The sequence below is a fragment of the Actinoplanes sp. G11-F43 genome (genome assembly GCF_050589265.1).
Lineage (GTDB): Bacteria > Actinomycetota > Actinomycetes > Mycobacteriales > Micromonosporaceae > Actinoplanes.
In genome coordinates this window covers 35228-49404 of record NZ_JBNZCE010000022.1, presented here as the reverse complement: position 1 = coordinate 49404, position 14177 = coordinate 35228, and the positions used below count along the sequence as shown (strand labels likewise).

At 72.2% G+C, this 14177-nt stretch carries 10 protein-coding genes; all 10 read right to left on the bottom strand.

What is annotated here, in order from left to right:
• Nucleotides 1–28 precede the first annotated feature (28 nt).
• A complete protein-coding gene (locus ACQ0O7_RS25515) occupies nucleotides 29–325 on the bottom strand; it encodes a hypothetical protein (RefSeq protein WP_430785020.1) in 297 nt (98 codons plus the stop codon).
• Complete coding sequence (locus ACQ0O7_RS25510) at nucleotides 322–1437, bottom strand: WD40/YVTN/BNR-like repeat-containing protein (protein WP_430785018.1); 1116 nt, start codon at nucleotides 1435–1437, stop codon at nucleotides 322–324. Before ACQ0O7_RS25510 ends, ACQ0O7_RS25515 begins: the two co-directional genes overlap by 4 nt.
• Nucleotides 1438–1527: 90 nt before the next feature.
• Nucleotides 1528–3057, bottom strand: coding sequence for a methyl-accepting chemotaxis protein (locus ACQ0O7_RS25505; protein WP_430785016.1), 1530 nt, complete (start codon nucleotides 3055–3057; stop codon nucleotides 1528–1530).
• A gap of 63 nt (nucleotides 3058–3120) precedes the next feature.
• Nucleotides 3121–4077: a Ppx/GppA family phosphatase gene (locus ACQ0O7_RS25500; RefSeq protein WP_430785014.1), complete on the bottom strand. Its 957-nt coding sequence runs from the start codon at nucleotides 4075–4077 to the stop codon at nucleotides 3121–3123.
• Between the two features lie 29 nt (nucleotides 4078–4106).
• Complete coding sequence (locus ACQ0O7_RS25495; RefSeq protein ID WP_430785012.1) at nucleotides 4107–4775, bottom strand: response regulator; 669 nt, start codon at nucleotides 4773–4775, stop codon at nucleotides 4107–4109.
• Nucleotides 4772–7246: a DUF4118 domain-containing protein gene (locus ACQ0O7_RS25490; RefSeq protein ID WP_430785102.1), complete on the bottom strand. Its 2475-nt coding sequence runs from the start codon at nucleotides 7244–7246 to the stop codon at nucleotides 4772–4774. Before ACQ0O7_RS25490 ends, ACQ0O7_RS25495 begins: the two co-directional genes overlap by 4 nt.
• Before the next feature lie 72 nt (nucleotides 7247–7318).
• Nucleotides 7319–9181, bottom strand: coding sequence for a hypothetical protein (locus ACQ0O7_RS25485; RefSeq protein ID WP_430785010.1), 1863 nt, complete (start codon nucleotides 9179–9181; stop codon nucleotides 7319–7321).
• Nucleotides 9182–9602: 421 nt separating this feature from the next.
• On the bottom strand, nucleotides 9603–10976 hold the full coding sequence (locus ACQ0O7_RS25480; RefSeq protein WP_430785008.1) for a chromate transporter: 1374 nt from the start codon (nucleotides 10974–10976) through the stop codon (nucleotides 9603–9605).
• Between the two features lie 511 nt (nucleotides 10977–11487).
• The gene (locus ACQ0O7_RS25475; RefSeq protein ID WP_430785006.1) at nucleotides 11488–12720 is read right to left on the bottom strand and encodes an SLC13 family permease; all 1233 of its coding nucleotides are present in this window, start codon (nucleotides 12718–12720) and stop codon (nucleotides 11488–11490) included.
• A gap of 22 nt (nucleotides 12721–12742) precedes the next feature.
• Nucleotides 12743–14050, bottom strand: a complete 1308-nt coding sequence (locus ACQ0O7_RS25470) for a hemolysin family protein (RefSeq protein WP_430785004.1) — start codon at nucleotides 14048–14050, stop codon at nucleotides 12743–12745.
• Between the last annotated feature and the right edge of the window lie 127 nt (nucleotides 14051–14177).

The window sequence follows — 14177 nt, the reverse complement described above, 5'->3', positions numbered from 1 at the left end:
CCTCCGCACGTCGAGGCCACCCGGGGGATCAGCCGCCGGCCATCGCCCCGACCACCATGAACGGCTCCGCGCCGGCGGCCACCCGGTCCGGCAGCGGCGCGTCCGGCGACTCGTTGGAGAGATCCTCCTCGCAGGCGAAGAACCGGACCAGCGGGCGCCGCGCCCCGGTGTCGCGGTCCCGCATCGTGCCGAGCAGCATCGGGAACCGCTTCTCCACCGCGTCCAGAACGTGCCGCTGGGTGACCTCGCCCGGCACCTCCACCTCGACCTCCCCGGTCACCTTCGCCAGGGTGCGCAGGTGCGGCGGCAGGATCACCCGGATCACGGCAGCACCTGGACTTCCACCGACAGCACCGGCGGCAGATCGGTGACCAGCGCCGACCAGGTGTCCCCGCTGTCCGCCGAACCGTAGACCTGCCCGGCGCTGGTGCCGAAGTAGATCCCGCACTCGGCCAGGGTGTCCACCGCCATCGCGTCGCGCAGCACGTTGACGTAGCAGTGCTCCTGCGGCAGCCCGGTGGTGAGCGCCTCCCACTCGTTCCCGCCGGTACGGCTGCGATAGACGCGCAACCTGCCGTCCATCACGTAGTGCAGGTGGTCGCTGGTGACCGGCACGACGTAGATCGTCTCCGGCTCGTGCGCGTGCACCGCGATCGGGAACCCGAAGTCGGTGGGCAGGTTCCCGCTGATCTCGTGCCAGTCGGCCCCGGCGTTGTCGGAGCGCATCACGTCCCAGTGCTTCTGCATGAAGAGGGTGTCCGGCCGGGACGGGTGCATGGCCAGCCGGTGCACGCAGTGGCCGACGTCGGCGTCCGGGTCCGGGATGCCCTCGCTCCGCAGACCGCGGTTGACCGGCTGCCAGGTGACCCCGCCGTCGTCGCTGCGGAACACCCCGGCCGCCGAGATCGCCACGAAGATCCGGTCCGGGTCCACCGGGTCGAGCAGGATGGTGTGCAGGCAGAGGCCGCCCGCGCCGGGCTGCCACTTCGGGGCCGACACGTGGGTGCGCAACCCGGTCAGCTCCACCCACTTCTGCCCGCCGTCGGTGCTCTTCCAGAGGGCCGCGTCCTCACCACCGGCGTAGACCGTGTCCGGGTCGGTGCGGGACGGCTCCAGATGCCAGATCCGTTTGAACTCCCACGGGCGCGGGGTGCCGTCGTACCAGAGATGGTCGCCGACCTCCCCGGTGTAGGCGAAGTCGTGGTCCACCTGCGCCCAGCTCGCGCCCCCGTCGTCGGAGCGCTGGATCAGCTGGCCGAACCAGCCGCCGGACTGCGACACCCAGATCCGGTCCGGGTCGGCCGGCGAGCCGTTGGCGTGGTAGATCTCCCAGCCGGCGAAATGCGGGCCGTCCACCGTCCAGTCCGCCCGCCTCTCGTCCGAGGTCAGGACGAACAGGCCCTTCCGGGTGCCGACCAGCAATCGAACACCGCTCATGTGCCACTCCCCTCCGAGATGTTATGGACGCATGATGCTGTGCGCCACGTCACCACAGGGGCTCTAGGACGGATGTTCGACCGGAAGAGGTCAGCCCTGCAGCGCGCGGGCCATCTCGGCCTGCTCGGCCAGCACGTCGTTCATCCGGGCCTGCACCGCGTCCATCTTCCCGATCGTCTCGCTGGTGGTGTGGATGCCGTTGGCGACGGTCTCCGCGCTGGCCTGGATGCCGGCGATCTGGTCGGCGACCTTCTGGGTGGCCTCGGCGGTCTCCCGGGCCAGCTCCTTGACCTCACCGGCGACCACCGCGAAGCCCTTGCCGGACTCACCGGCGCGGGCCGCCTCGATGGTGGCGTTCAGTGCGAGCAGGTTGGTCTGCTCGGCGATCGAGGAAATGATCTTGATGACGTCGCCGATCGCGGTGGACGCCTGACCCAGCGCCGCCACCTCCGCGGTCATCGCCGACGCCCGCGCCACCGCCTGCTCGGCCACCGAGGTCGCGTCCTGGCTGGCGTTACGCAACCGGTCCACGGTGTCCAGCAGATCCCGGGCGTTCGCGGCCGCCCGCTCGGTGCCCCGCACCACGTCCAGGCGCTGCGACACCAGCTGCTGCACGTTACGCAGGGCGGCCGCCCGGGACTCGGACAGATCGATGTACTCGGTGGTGAAGAAGTCCATCGTGCCGACGATCCGGTCCCCGCTCATGATCGGGAAGCAGACCCCGGAACGGACCCCGGCACGCTGGGCCGCCGGTGCGCGTACACAATCGGTCAGTTCGGCCAGGTCCCGGACGAAGACCAGGTCCCGGGCCCGCCAGGCGCGGCCGGACAGGCCCACCCCCTCGGCGAACGTGGCGGCCAGCGTGACCCGGCGGAACTCGTCACCGGCCGAGCCCGACTCCAGCTGGAACTTCAGCACGTTCAGCTCGCCGTCGATGGCCCAGAACGAGCCGTACGCCCAGCCGAACGCGGTCCGCACCGCGTCCAGCGCCGCCTTGATCGAGGTCTGGCTGTCCGAGGCCTGACCCAGCCGGGTGACCACGGTGGTCACCGCCTCCCGGTCGTTGGCCACCTGGCGCAGCTCGGCGGCGGCGATCGCACTCTTGCGGGCCCGGTCACCCATCCGGACGATGGCCGCGAACTTCTCCTTGCGCGCCTCGTCGGCGTAGAACGGCACCGGCGCGTAGTACTCGAAGACGCCGGACACCTCGGTGCCCTTGACCACCGGCAGCACCGCCGCGGCCACCATCCCGGCCTTGGCCGCGGCCTGCCAGCGCCGGCAGCCGGTGGCCACGTCGGCGTTGTCGTCGAAGACCGCCGACCGGGTCCGCAGCGCCCGGTTCACCAGCTCACCCGGATCGTTGCGGCCGGCCGCCTGGACCTGCGGCACCAGGGGGCCACTCTCGTGCAGCACCTGCAACCGGCCGGCGCTGTCCGGGACCCAGATCGCGCCGTACCCGAAGTTGTAGAACCGGACCGTGCTCTCCACCGTGATCCGCCACGCGCTGTCCTCGTCGGAGGCTCCGTCCAGCCGGTGCACCAGCTCCTCCAGCGCCTCCACGTCCCGTGGGATCGGGCGCGCCGCCTCCGGGCTCTCCGCCCGGGAACCGAACAACCGCACGCTTCGCCTCCTGACGCCTCAGCTCCCTCCCATCTTCATCCCATTCGAGAGGTGTTGCGGCGGTTATTCCCAAGGCACCCAGGCGGCATCGGCCAGCGGCGGCTGCCGGGACTCCAGCTCCCGCAGCAGAATGCCCTCCCGCAGCCCCCACGGGCAGATCCGCAGCGAGGGGATGCCCAGCCGGCGCATCACCTCGTACGCCACGATCGCCCCGGCCAGGATCTGCCGGGCCCGGTGCGGGGAGACCCCCTTGAGCCGGGCCCGTTTCGGGCTGGGCATCACCGCCAGCCGCTTGATCCACGGCCGCAGCGCACCCGCCTCGATCTCCCGGGGCACGAACGGGCCGAGCCGCTGCGGCGGCGCCCCGGTCAGCCGGGCCAGCTGCTGGAACGTCTTGGACGCGGCCACCGACGTGTGCGGCTCCTCCCAGGAGGTCCGCCCGGCCACCTCGGCGAACCGCTCCCGCACGTGCCGGCGCAACCTGCGCACCGCCCGCGGGGACGGCGGATCACCCTCCAGGAACTCCCGGGTCAGCCGCCCCGCGCCCAGCGGCAGCGACATCGCCGACTCGGGCAGCCGGTCCCGGCCGAACGCCACCTCCAGGCAGCCGCCGCCGATGTCGACCATCAGCATCGGGCCGGCCTGCCAGCCCAGCCAGCGCCGCGCGGCCAGGAAGGTGAGACGGGCGTCCTCGATCCCGGTGATGGTGCCCAGGCGTACCCCGGTGGCCTGATGGACCTCGGCCAGGACCGCCTCGCGGTTCGGGGCGTCCCGGACCACCGCCGTGGTGTAGGCGAACATCCGGTTCACACCCACCCGGTGCGCCTCGGCCGCCGCCGCCCGCACCGAGGCGATCATCCGGTCCAGGGCGGCCGGGCCGATCGTGCCGTCGGCCGGCAGCCGGTGGGCCAGCCGGGGCCGCTGCTCCCAGGCGTGCACCGGCAGCGGCAGCCCGGAGTCGGACTCGGCGACCACCAGGTTGACCGTGTTGGATCCCACGTCGAGCACTCCCAGGCGCATGGGGCGCCGGATACCCCCGATCTCCGGGATCATGGGCGGAACCGGTAGCCCATGCCGGGCTCGGTCAGCAGGTGCCGGGGCCGGGCCGGATCGGCCTCCAGCTTGCGGCGCAACCGGGCCATGTACTGACGTAGATAGTTCGTCTCGGTCTGGTACTGCGGCCCCCACACGTCGTGCAACAGCTCCTTCTGGGTGATCAGCTTGCCCGGGTGGCGCAGCAGGTGCTCCAGCAGCTGCCACTCGGTCGGGGTGAGCCGGACCCCACCGCTGATCGAATGCTCGGAGAGGTCCACCTCGTACGATCCGATCATGACGACCGGGCTCTCCTCCTCGGCGGGCCGCCCCCGCCGGGTCACCGCCCGGATCCGGGCCAGCAACTCGTCCACCCCGAACGGCTTGGTCACGTAGTCGTCGGCGCCCGCGTCCAGGGCGGCCACCTTGTCCGCGCTGTCCGCCCGCCCGGACAGCACGATGATCGGCACCGCGGTCCACCCACGCAGCCCGGCGATCACCTCGCTGCCCTCCATGTCCGGCAGGCCCAGATCGAGGACGACCAGGTCAGGATGGGTGTGGGCGGCGGCGCGCAGGGCTCCGGCACCGTCCGGGGCGGTGTCCACGTCGTATCCCCGGGCCTTGAGGTTGATCCGCAGGGCCCGGGTGATCTGGGCGTCGTCGTCGACGACGAGGATCCGCGTCATGCCGTGGCCGCGGGAAGCGCGAGGATCATGGTGAGGCCGCCTCCGGGGGTCTCGTCAGGGGTGAGGGTGCCGCCCATCGCCTCGGTGAGGCCACGGGACAGCGCCAGGCCCAGCCCCACTCCGGTGTGGTTGTCGCGGTCGCCGAGCCGCTGGAACGGCAGGAACACATCCTCCCACCGGTCCGCCGGGATCCCCGGGCCGTGATCGATCACCCGCAGCTCCACCACGTCGCCGTGACTGCTGCCGGTCACCATCGGCGGACGGTCCGGCGGACTGTAGCGAAGCGCGTTGCCGATCAGGTTGACCAGCACCCGCTCCAGCAGGCCCGGGTCGGCGCGCAGCAGCGGCAGGTCGTCCGGCACCCGGACCGCCACCTGCCGGGCCTCCGGCCCGAGATCGTCCAGAGCCATCGGTACGGCGTCCTCCGCACCCATGTCGATCGCCGTCACGCCCAGCGCGCCGGTCTGCAGCCGGCTCATGTCCAGCAGGTTCGCCACCAGCCGGTCCAGCTTGTCCAGCGACTCGTCCGCGGTGGCCAGCAACTCCACCCGGTCCTCGTCGTCGAACTGCACGTCCGGGCTGCTCAGGCTGGCCACCGCGGCCTTGGCCGACGCCAGCGGGGTCCGCAGGTCGTGGCTGACCGCGGCGAGCAGCGCGGTGCGCATCCGGTTCGCCTCGGCCAGCGGCCGCGCGGTGGCCGCCTCCGCGCTCAGCCGCTCCTGCCGCAGCGCGACCGCGGCCTGGGCGGCGAACGCCTCCACCACCCGGCGGTCCGAGGCCTCCAGGGTCCGCCCGGCGAGCAGCATCGTCAGGTCACCGTCGGCGGTCACCGTGACGTCGGCGTCGGCGGCCCGCAGCCCGGCCCGGCCCACCTCGGCCACCGTGACCCCGCCCTCGGTCAGCGCCACCGCGTCCAGCCCGAACGTCTCCCGCAGCCGGTCCAGCAGGGCGGCCAGCGGCCGCTGCCCGCGCAGCACCCCACCGGCGACGGCGGCCAGGGTCTGCGCCTCGGCGGACGCCTCGGCCGCCTGCCGGGTGGTCCGGGCGGCCTTGTCCACCACCCAGCTGACCGCCATCGCGACCACCACGAAGATGCCCAGCGCCAGCAGGTTCTCGCCCTGGGCGATGAAGAAGCCACCGTACGGCGGGGTGAAGAACCAGTTCAGCAGCAGTGACCCGGTGACCGCCACCAGCAGCGCCGGCCACAGCCCGCCGATCAGCGCCACCCCGACCACCATCACCAGGAACAGCAGGATCTCGCTGACCAGCGTCGGCTCCGGCACCACCAGAAGGACACCGGTCAGCAGCGGCAGCCCGGCCAGCGCCACCAGGAACCCGGCCACCCGCCGCCGCCGGGACAGCGCGGGCGCCATCCGGTCCCGGCGGCCGGCCCGCCCGGCCCGCTCGTGGGTGACCAGGTGCACGTCGATGCTGCCGGACAGGATCGTGGTGGTCACCCCCACGCCGGCGCTGAACAGCTGCTGGAACCGGCCCCGGCTGGAGACGCCGAGCACGATCTGGGTGGCGTTCACCCCGCGGGCGAACTCCAGCAGCGCCCGCGGCACGTCCGCCCCGGACACCTGGTGGTACGTCCCGCCCAGGCTCTCCACCAGCACCCGCTGCCGGGCCAGCACCGCCGGATCGGCCCCGGCCAGGCCGTCACTGCGGGTCACGTGCACGGCCAGCAGGTCGGCGCCCCTGCCCCGGGCGGCGATCCGGGACGCCCGGCGGATCAGGGTCTCCCCCTCCGCCCCGCCGGCCAGCGCCACCACCACCCGCTCCCGGGTCTCCCAGGTGGAGTCGATGCCGTGGTCGGCGCGGTACCGCCCCAGCTCCTCCTCGACCCGGTCGGCCAGCCACAGCAGGGCCAGCTCGCGCAGCGCGGTCAGGTTGCCGGCCCGGAACCAGTTGCCCAGCGCCGCGTCGATCTTCTCCGGCGGGTAGACGTTGCCGTGCGCCATCCGCCGGCGCAGCGCCTCCGGGGTCATGTCGACCAGCTCGACCTGCCCGGCGGCGCGGACCACCGCGTCCGGCACGGTCTCCCGCTGCTCCACCCCGGTGATCTGGGCGACCACGTCGTTGAGCGACTCCAGGTGCTGCACGTTCACCGTGGTCAGCACGTCGATCCCGGCGTCCAGCAGCTCCCGCACGTCGGCCCAGCGCTTGGCGTTGCGGCTGCCCGGCACGTTGGTGTGCGCCAGCTCGTCGACCACCGCCACCTCGGGACGGCGGGCCAGCACCGCGTCCAGATCCATCTCGGTGAACGCGCCGCCCCGGTAGGTCATCTCCCGGCGCGGCACCGTCTCCAGATCGCCGATCATCGCCGCGGTGTGCTTGCGGCCGTGCGTCTCCACCAGCGCGACGACGACGTCGGTACCCCGGGCGGCACGACGATGCGCCTCCTCGAGCATGGCGTACGTCTTGCCCACACCCGGGGCGGCACCCAGGTAGATCCGCAGCTCCCCCTTCACACCGAACAACTCAACCTTTTCCGGTACGCCCCCGGCAAGCGCGTTGACGAGATCTTGACGGGGTGCGCTGCGTCACTGCTGGTCCGGCTCGTGCTCCTCGGGCCAGTCCGGCACCACCAGCACACTGCTCAGCGTCTGCGGGTGATCGGAGACCGCCCGCAGATACACCGGCCCGTCCACCGGCACCCGCCAGACCACCACCGGCTCCGGATTCGCCGGCCGGATCGAGTCCACCCAGATCGTCGGCGTGACCGGATCGCCGGTCCGCTTCACCGGCGGAGACAGCGTGTAGAACGCCGTGGTGTGTGCCGGCAGCTCCAGCGGACCGGTCTTGATCAGCCAGTAGTCGGCGATCGTCACCCCGGCCGCCAGGCTGAACGACGGGATCACCGGCTGGCCCGAACCGTTGGTGACCTCCACCCGCAACTCGGTCAGCCGGTGCCCCGGCACCACCGCGTTCGCCACCCGCATGGTCAGCGGCTGCGGCGTCGTCACCGCCACCACCAGCGCCGCCGCGGCCGGCAGGAACACCACCACCGTCGCCACCGCCGCCAGCGGCCGGGGCAGCCGCCACCGCGTCCGGTACGCGCCCGCGAAGTCCGCACGCGACGTGGTGGCCAGCGCGACGATCCACAACGGCATGGTGAGCAGCCAGTACCCGTCCTGCGAACGGGTCGACACCATGAAGATCACCCACGGCAGCACCGCGACCGCCGGCCCCAGATACCGCAGATAGCCGGCGAACGTGATCAACAGGGCCACCAGCAGCGCCTCGGTCGCCAGCCCGTACGAGTCCAGCGCGCCACTGCCACCCACCAGGTAGGCGGTGACCCCCATCAGGCCCTGCCCGTGCGGAACCGCGTGCTGCAACAGCGGCTCGAAGATGCCGGTCGCCCAATCCGCCGGGGAGTCGATGATGAACTGCAGATTCACCAGGAAGAACACGCCCAGCGCGGTGCCGCCGTACCGCATCATCAGCCAGAACGCCCGGCCCAGCGGCAGCTCACCCAGCCGCAGCATGATCAGCCCGGCCACCAGGAACAACGCCAGGAACCAGCCCAGCTGATGGATCGAACAGGCCAGCCCCAGCGCCACCGCCCGGCCCGACCCGGCCCAGCCCAGCCGGCCACCCCGGCCGGTCGACGGCCACCGCCACAACGCCAGGCACAGCAACGGCAGGGCCATCAGCGACGGGTACGCGTTGTCCGCGTAGTTCGTCAGCGTCCCCAGGCCCAGCACCCCCAGCGTCGCCACCGGCCGCAACGGGCGCGGCGCCGCGAAGAACAGGATCAGCGCCGTCGCCAGCAGCCCCAGCCAGGACAGCAGCACCACCCCGGTGATCGACGGGAACAGCAGCTGCACACCCGCGCCCATCTGGACACCCAGCGGCGGATAGCCGAAGTCGTGCACCACCCGGCCGTCCATCAACTGGGTCGGCAGGCTGGGCAGGATGTCGTCCCAGACCGAGGTGTACGGGTTGATCCCCTCGGCCAGGCCGCGGGCCGCCCGGTCCATCAACAGGCCCTCGTCGATGGTCATCTCCTTGACCCCGGAGACGCCGTTCCAGGCGGCCACCACCTTGATCACGATCGCGGTGCCCAGCACACCCACATCCACCCGGGCCAGCGACCGCTGCCGCGACACGCACAGCGCCAGGATCGCGGCCGCCAGCATCGCCAGGTAGGCGGCGGTGACGGTCAGGGCCAGGGCCGGGCGGGCCAGCGCGTGCGTGGTCCAGAAGGTCCGGGTGTTCACGGCCAGGCCCATGATCGCGGTCAGGGTGAGGCCGCGGTGCAGCCACAGCAGCAGGTCCGGCCGGGCCTCGAACCCACCCGCCGCCTCCGCGTCCACCGCCTCCGCCGCCTCCGCGTCCACCGCCTCCGCCGCCGCCGCGTCCGGTGCCTCCCCGTCCGGTGCCACCGCGTCCGGTGCCACCGCGTCCGGTGCCTCCGCCGCCTTTGCCGTTCCCGGCGGGCTGTCCGGTGCGCTTTTCGGCGCGTCTCCTGGCGCTTCCTCCGGTGCGACGTCGCCGGATCCGCTCGGCAGACGGGTCGCCGCCGTCGGGCCGTCCCCGCCGGGCGGGACCGAACGCTCACGCCCCTCGGATTCGTCACTCTCAGTGAGATAAACGTCGATGTCCGGGTCGCCGCCACCCTCCGGAACCCCATCGACAGCGGCGCTCTCCCCCGTCGCTGAACCGCCCCCAGCAGGAACGATCCCCCTGACCGGCGGTACCGGCTCCCGATCCGGCGCCACCGCATCGGTAGGACACTGATAGTCACCCTCACGAGCCATCGGGGCATCGTACAAGTGCCCGTCCCGGCACCAGTGTCGTCCCGGCGCGTGACGCTCCCGGCTATCCGATCAGCACGTGACCGAGACCGATCAGTGCCCCGGCGGCGATGAACCACGCGCTGTTCCACCTGGTACGCCACATCAGCAGCAGGGTGACCACGGTGATCGCCGCGGTCAGCGGATCCACCACGGCACTCCGGGCCAGCTGGCCGGACACCCCCGCCATCAGGGCCAGCGCGGTGGCGTTGACCCCGTCGAGCAGCACCGAGGTCCACGGCGAGGCCCGGAGCCGGTCGGTGAGCCGGGCCAGCAGCCCCACGAACAGGAACGACGGCAGGAACACACCCACCGTCGCTAGGAACGCCCCCGGCAGCCCGGCGACGAGATACCCGATGAACGTCGCGGTGGTGAACACCGGCCCCGGCGTGACCTGCCCGATCGACACGGCGTCATACAGCTGCTGCTCGGTGATCCAGTGCAGCCGGTCCACGAAGTCGCCGCGCAGGAACGCCAGCAGCACATACCCGCTCCCGTAGAGCACCGACCCGATCTTCACCATGGTGAGGAACAGCTGCCCGAGCTCACCCCCGTCGACAACCGGAAACGCCAGAACCGGCAGCGACCCCCGGCCCGCCCACCATCGCCGCCTCCCCCGCTCACCCGGCTCCCCCTCGCCCCGGCCCGCGCTCTCACCCGGCTCCCGCTCACCCCCGCCCGCGCTCTCACCGGACTCCCGCTCACCCCCGCCCGCGCTCTCACCGGACTCCCGCTCACCCCCGCCCGCGCTCTCACCCGGACCCCGCTCGCCCCGCGCCTCCCCGCCCCGGCCCGCCCGCTCACCCGGACCGCGCTCGCCCCGGCCCGCCTCTGCGCCCGGCCCTCCGGTTTCTCGCGCTCCTCCGCGTGCCAGCCGGATCGCGGCCGGGAGTGCCGCGCCCGCCGCGAGGATCAGCAGTTCGTTGACGCCGAGCAGGTAGGCGGTCAGGGCGGCGGCCGCCAGCAGGATCAGCCACACCGTCTTGAGCACGGCCTTCAGCAGCGCGAACAGTGCGTGGGCGATGATCGCGACCACCGCGGGGACGATGCCGTAGAGCAGGCCGGACACCGCCGGGGTCTGACCGAACCGGACGTACGCCCAGGCCAGCGCGGTGACGATCACGGCCGCGGGCAGGATGAAGCACACACCGGCCGTCACCAGCCCTCGCCATCGGGCGCGCTCGTGGCCGAGGTGGATGGCGAGTTCGGTGGAGTTCGGGCCGGGGATCAGGTTGGTGGCACCCATCAGGTCGGCGAACCGTTCGTCACTGATCCAGCCGCGCCGCCGCACCACCTCGTCCCGCATCATCGCGGTGTGCGCGGCCGGTCCACCGAACGCGACCACCCCGAGCCGCAGAAACACCAGCGCGACTTCCCGAACCCGCCCACCGTCCACCACGTTCCGGCACGCTAGCCCCCGCAGATGAACACCCCACCAACCCACCGCACCGACTTCCACCCCGCTCCAAGCCAGAAAAAGCCACACCCCCAACCGCGTGCCGCACACCGGTCCGATTCGCACCACAAGGAGCCACACCCCCGACCGCGTGCCGCACACCGGTCCGATTCGCACCACAAGGGGCCACGCTCCCGACTGCGTGCCGCGTTGCGGTTCGATCCGCACCACAAGGAGCCACACCCCGACCGCGTGCCGCACACCGGTCCGATCCGCACCACAAGGAGCCACACCCCGACCGCGTGCCGCACACCGGTCCGATTCGCGCGGATAGTGGCCACGGAGGGCGGGGTGGGGGGTGTGGAGTTACACCTGTCGCTGGGGAGTGCTCGGGAGCGGTGGGGGGCGCATTCGCCCGGCGGTCGCCGGGCGGCCTGGAGGGCGGCCCGGCTTGCGGGGACTCATGAGGGCGGGTCGATTTTGGCAGGAGTATTGGATCGTACTAAATCGGGATTTATGTTAGATGGAGCCCTGCCCACAGCGCCGTCACTCCTGCCACCAGGCTCAACGGGACCGTCGCGGCGCCCAGGCGGAGGAATTCGGCGGTTCGGGGGGCCGCGTCGCGGGCGTGCAGGATGCGCCTCCACAGCAGGGTGGCCAGCGAACCGGCGTAGGTCAGGTTGGGGCCCACGTTGACGCCGATCAGGACCGCCAGCAGCAGGGCCGGTTTGTCGGCGACCGCGGGCAGCAGGACCAGGGTGGCCGGCAGGTTGTTCAGGACGTTCGCCAGTACGGCGGCCAGCGCCGCCGCCCCGAGCAGCCCCAGCAGGTCGGTGTGATCCGGGATCCAGGCGTCGATCCAGGCGCCCAGGCCGTTGTCGCGGACCGCCAGCACCACCACGCCCAGCGCCAGGACGAAGGCGCAGAAGGCCGGATTGGCCTCGATGACCAGATCGCGGGGGCGGATGGTCCGGGCGCGCAGCAGGGGCACCGCCAGGCCGACCGCGCCGGCTGCCGCCACCCAGGCCGGTTCGACGCCGAGCGGCTGGAGGGCGGCGAAACCGATCAGGGTCACCGCCAGCACCGACAGGGCGTAGCGGGGTGGCGGGCCGGGCTGCCCGGGGTCGGCGGTGGCGGGGGTGGCCAGGTCGCGGGCGAAGAAGAACTGGAAGATCAGGTATTCGACGGCGATCACCGCCAGCCACGGCGCGGCCATCAGCGCGGCGAATCCGGCGAAGGTCAGGCCGCTGGCGGCGAAGGCCAGCAGGTTCGTCAGGTTGGAGACCGGCAGCAGCAGGGACGCCGAGTTGGCCAGGTGGTTGCAGGCGTAGGCGTGCGGGCGGTGGCCGACACCGGCCCGGGCGGCGACCGCGAACACCACCGGGGTCAGCAGGACCACCGTCGCGTCCAGGCTGAGGACCGCGGTGGTCATCGCCGCGGCGGCGAACACCGCGCCGAGCAGGCGCCGTGGGCGGCCCCGGCCGGAGCGGGCCACCAGGGCACCCACGTATTCGAAGACGCCGTGTTTCTCCGCGGTGTGCGCCAGCACCAGGATCGCGGCGAGGAACGCGACGGTCGGGGCCAGCTCCCGCACCTCGGTCAGCGCGCCGGTCACGCTGACCAGGCCGAAGGCGACGGCGGCGAGCGCGGCGGGCACGGCCGCGGTGGCCTCCGGGAGACCACGCGGCCGGGCCACCGCGAAACCGAGCACTGCGATGAGCAGTGCCAACGCCAAGATCATGGACACCGGCGCAGCCTAAGCCCGCCGGTCAGTCCTCGCCCTGTTCGTCGTCGGGGTCGGCGGGGATCGGGCGCAGCCGGAGCTGGGTGATCGCCCGGCCGGTGATCTCGACCACCTCGGCGGTGTGCCCGTCGATGGTGACGGTCTCGCCGGTGACGGTCGGGATGTGGCCGAGCCGGGCCAGCACCAGGCCGGCCACCGTGGTGTAGTCGCCGGCGTCGATCTCCTCGATGTCGACGCCGATGTCCGGCAGGTCGTGGATCGGGAAGGTGCCGGGCAGCAGCATCGCGCCGTCGTCCTCGCGGATCACCGACTGGACGTCCCGGTCGGTCTCGTCGTAGATCTCGCCGACCACCTCCTCGACCAGATCCTCCATCGTGACGATGCCGTCGATCGCGCCCCGCTCGTCGACCACCAGCGCGAACTGCTGGCGCTGGGACCGCAGCTGGCGCATCGCGTCGGACACCTTGAGGGTCTCCGGCAGGAACAGCGGCTCGAACATGTGGTCGCGGACCATGCCGTCGGCGTTGACCAGGTCGCGCAGGTGGACGACGCCGAGCACGTCGTCCAGGCCCATCGGCCCGGTCACCGGGGCCCGCGAGTGGCCGCCCTTGACCAGCCGGGACAGCGCCTCGGCCGAGGTCAGATCGGCGGGCAGGATCAGGACGTCCCGCCGGGGTACGAGGATCTCGCGCAGGATCCGGTCGGCGATCTCGAACGCGCCGGAGATGATCTCGCGCTGTTCGGCGGTGAAGTCCTGCTGGGCGGCGACCATGTCGCGGATCTCCTCGGTGGAGACCTCCTCACGGCCGGCCGACGGGTCACCTCCGGCCAGCCGGACCACGCCGTCGGTGGACTTGCCGAGCAGCCAGATCACCGGCCGCGACAGGGTGGCCAGCACATCGAGCGGCCGGGCCACCAGCATCGCCCAGCCCTCGGCCCGCTGCATCGCGATCCGTTTCGGCGCCAGCTCGCCGACGACCAGGGTGAAGAACGTCAGGATCAGGGTGATCAGGAAGATCGCCACCGGCTCGGCGGCGCCACCGAGGAATCCGCTCAAGGGGTCGATCAGCGGCTGGGCGAGCGAGGTCGCCGCCGCCGCCGAGGCGAGGAAACCCGCCAGGGTGATACCGATCTGAATGGTGGCCAGGAACCGGTTCGGGTCCCGCGCCAGCTTGGCGAGGGTCCGTCCGGTGCGCGACTGCCGCTCGAGACGCTGCAACTGGCTCTCCCGCAGCGAGATGAGCGCCATCTCACTGCCCGAGAACGCCGCGTTGAGCAGCACCAGCACCAGCACCAGGACTACTTGCCAGCCATATCCGCCCACGGCGGACATCAACTCCTTCACGCAGAGACGAGGCTTCAGGCTACCGAACGTCGCCGACAACTTCCCCGGGAAGATCCGGATCTATGCGTCGTGGCGCGGTCGTGAATTGCACGCGGTCCGGTGACGTCGATTGACA

Excerpts from the sequence above, each read along its gene's own strand:
- ACQ0O7_RS25510 (WP_430785018.1), bottom strand. The coding sequence starts at position 1,437 with ATGAGCGGTGTTCGATTGCTGGTCGGCACCCGGAAGGGCCTGTTCGTC.
- ACQ0O7_RS25500 (WP_430785014.1), bottom strand. The coding sequence starts at position 4,077 with ATGCGCCTGGGAGTGCTCGACGTGGGATCCAACACGGTCAACCTGGTG.
- ACQ0O7_RS25495 (WP_430785012.1), bottom strand. The coding sequence starts at position 4,775 with ATGACGCGGATCCTCGTCGTCGACGACGACGCCCAGATCACCCGGGCC.
- ACQ0O7_RS25470 (WP_430785004.1), bottom strand. The coding sequence starts at position 14,050 with ATGTCCGCCGTGGGCGGATATGGCTGGCAAGTAGTCCTGGTGCTGGTG.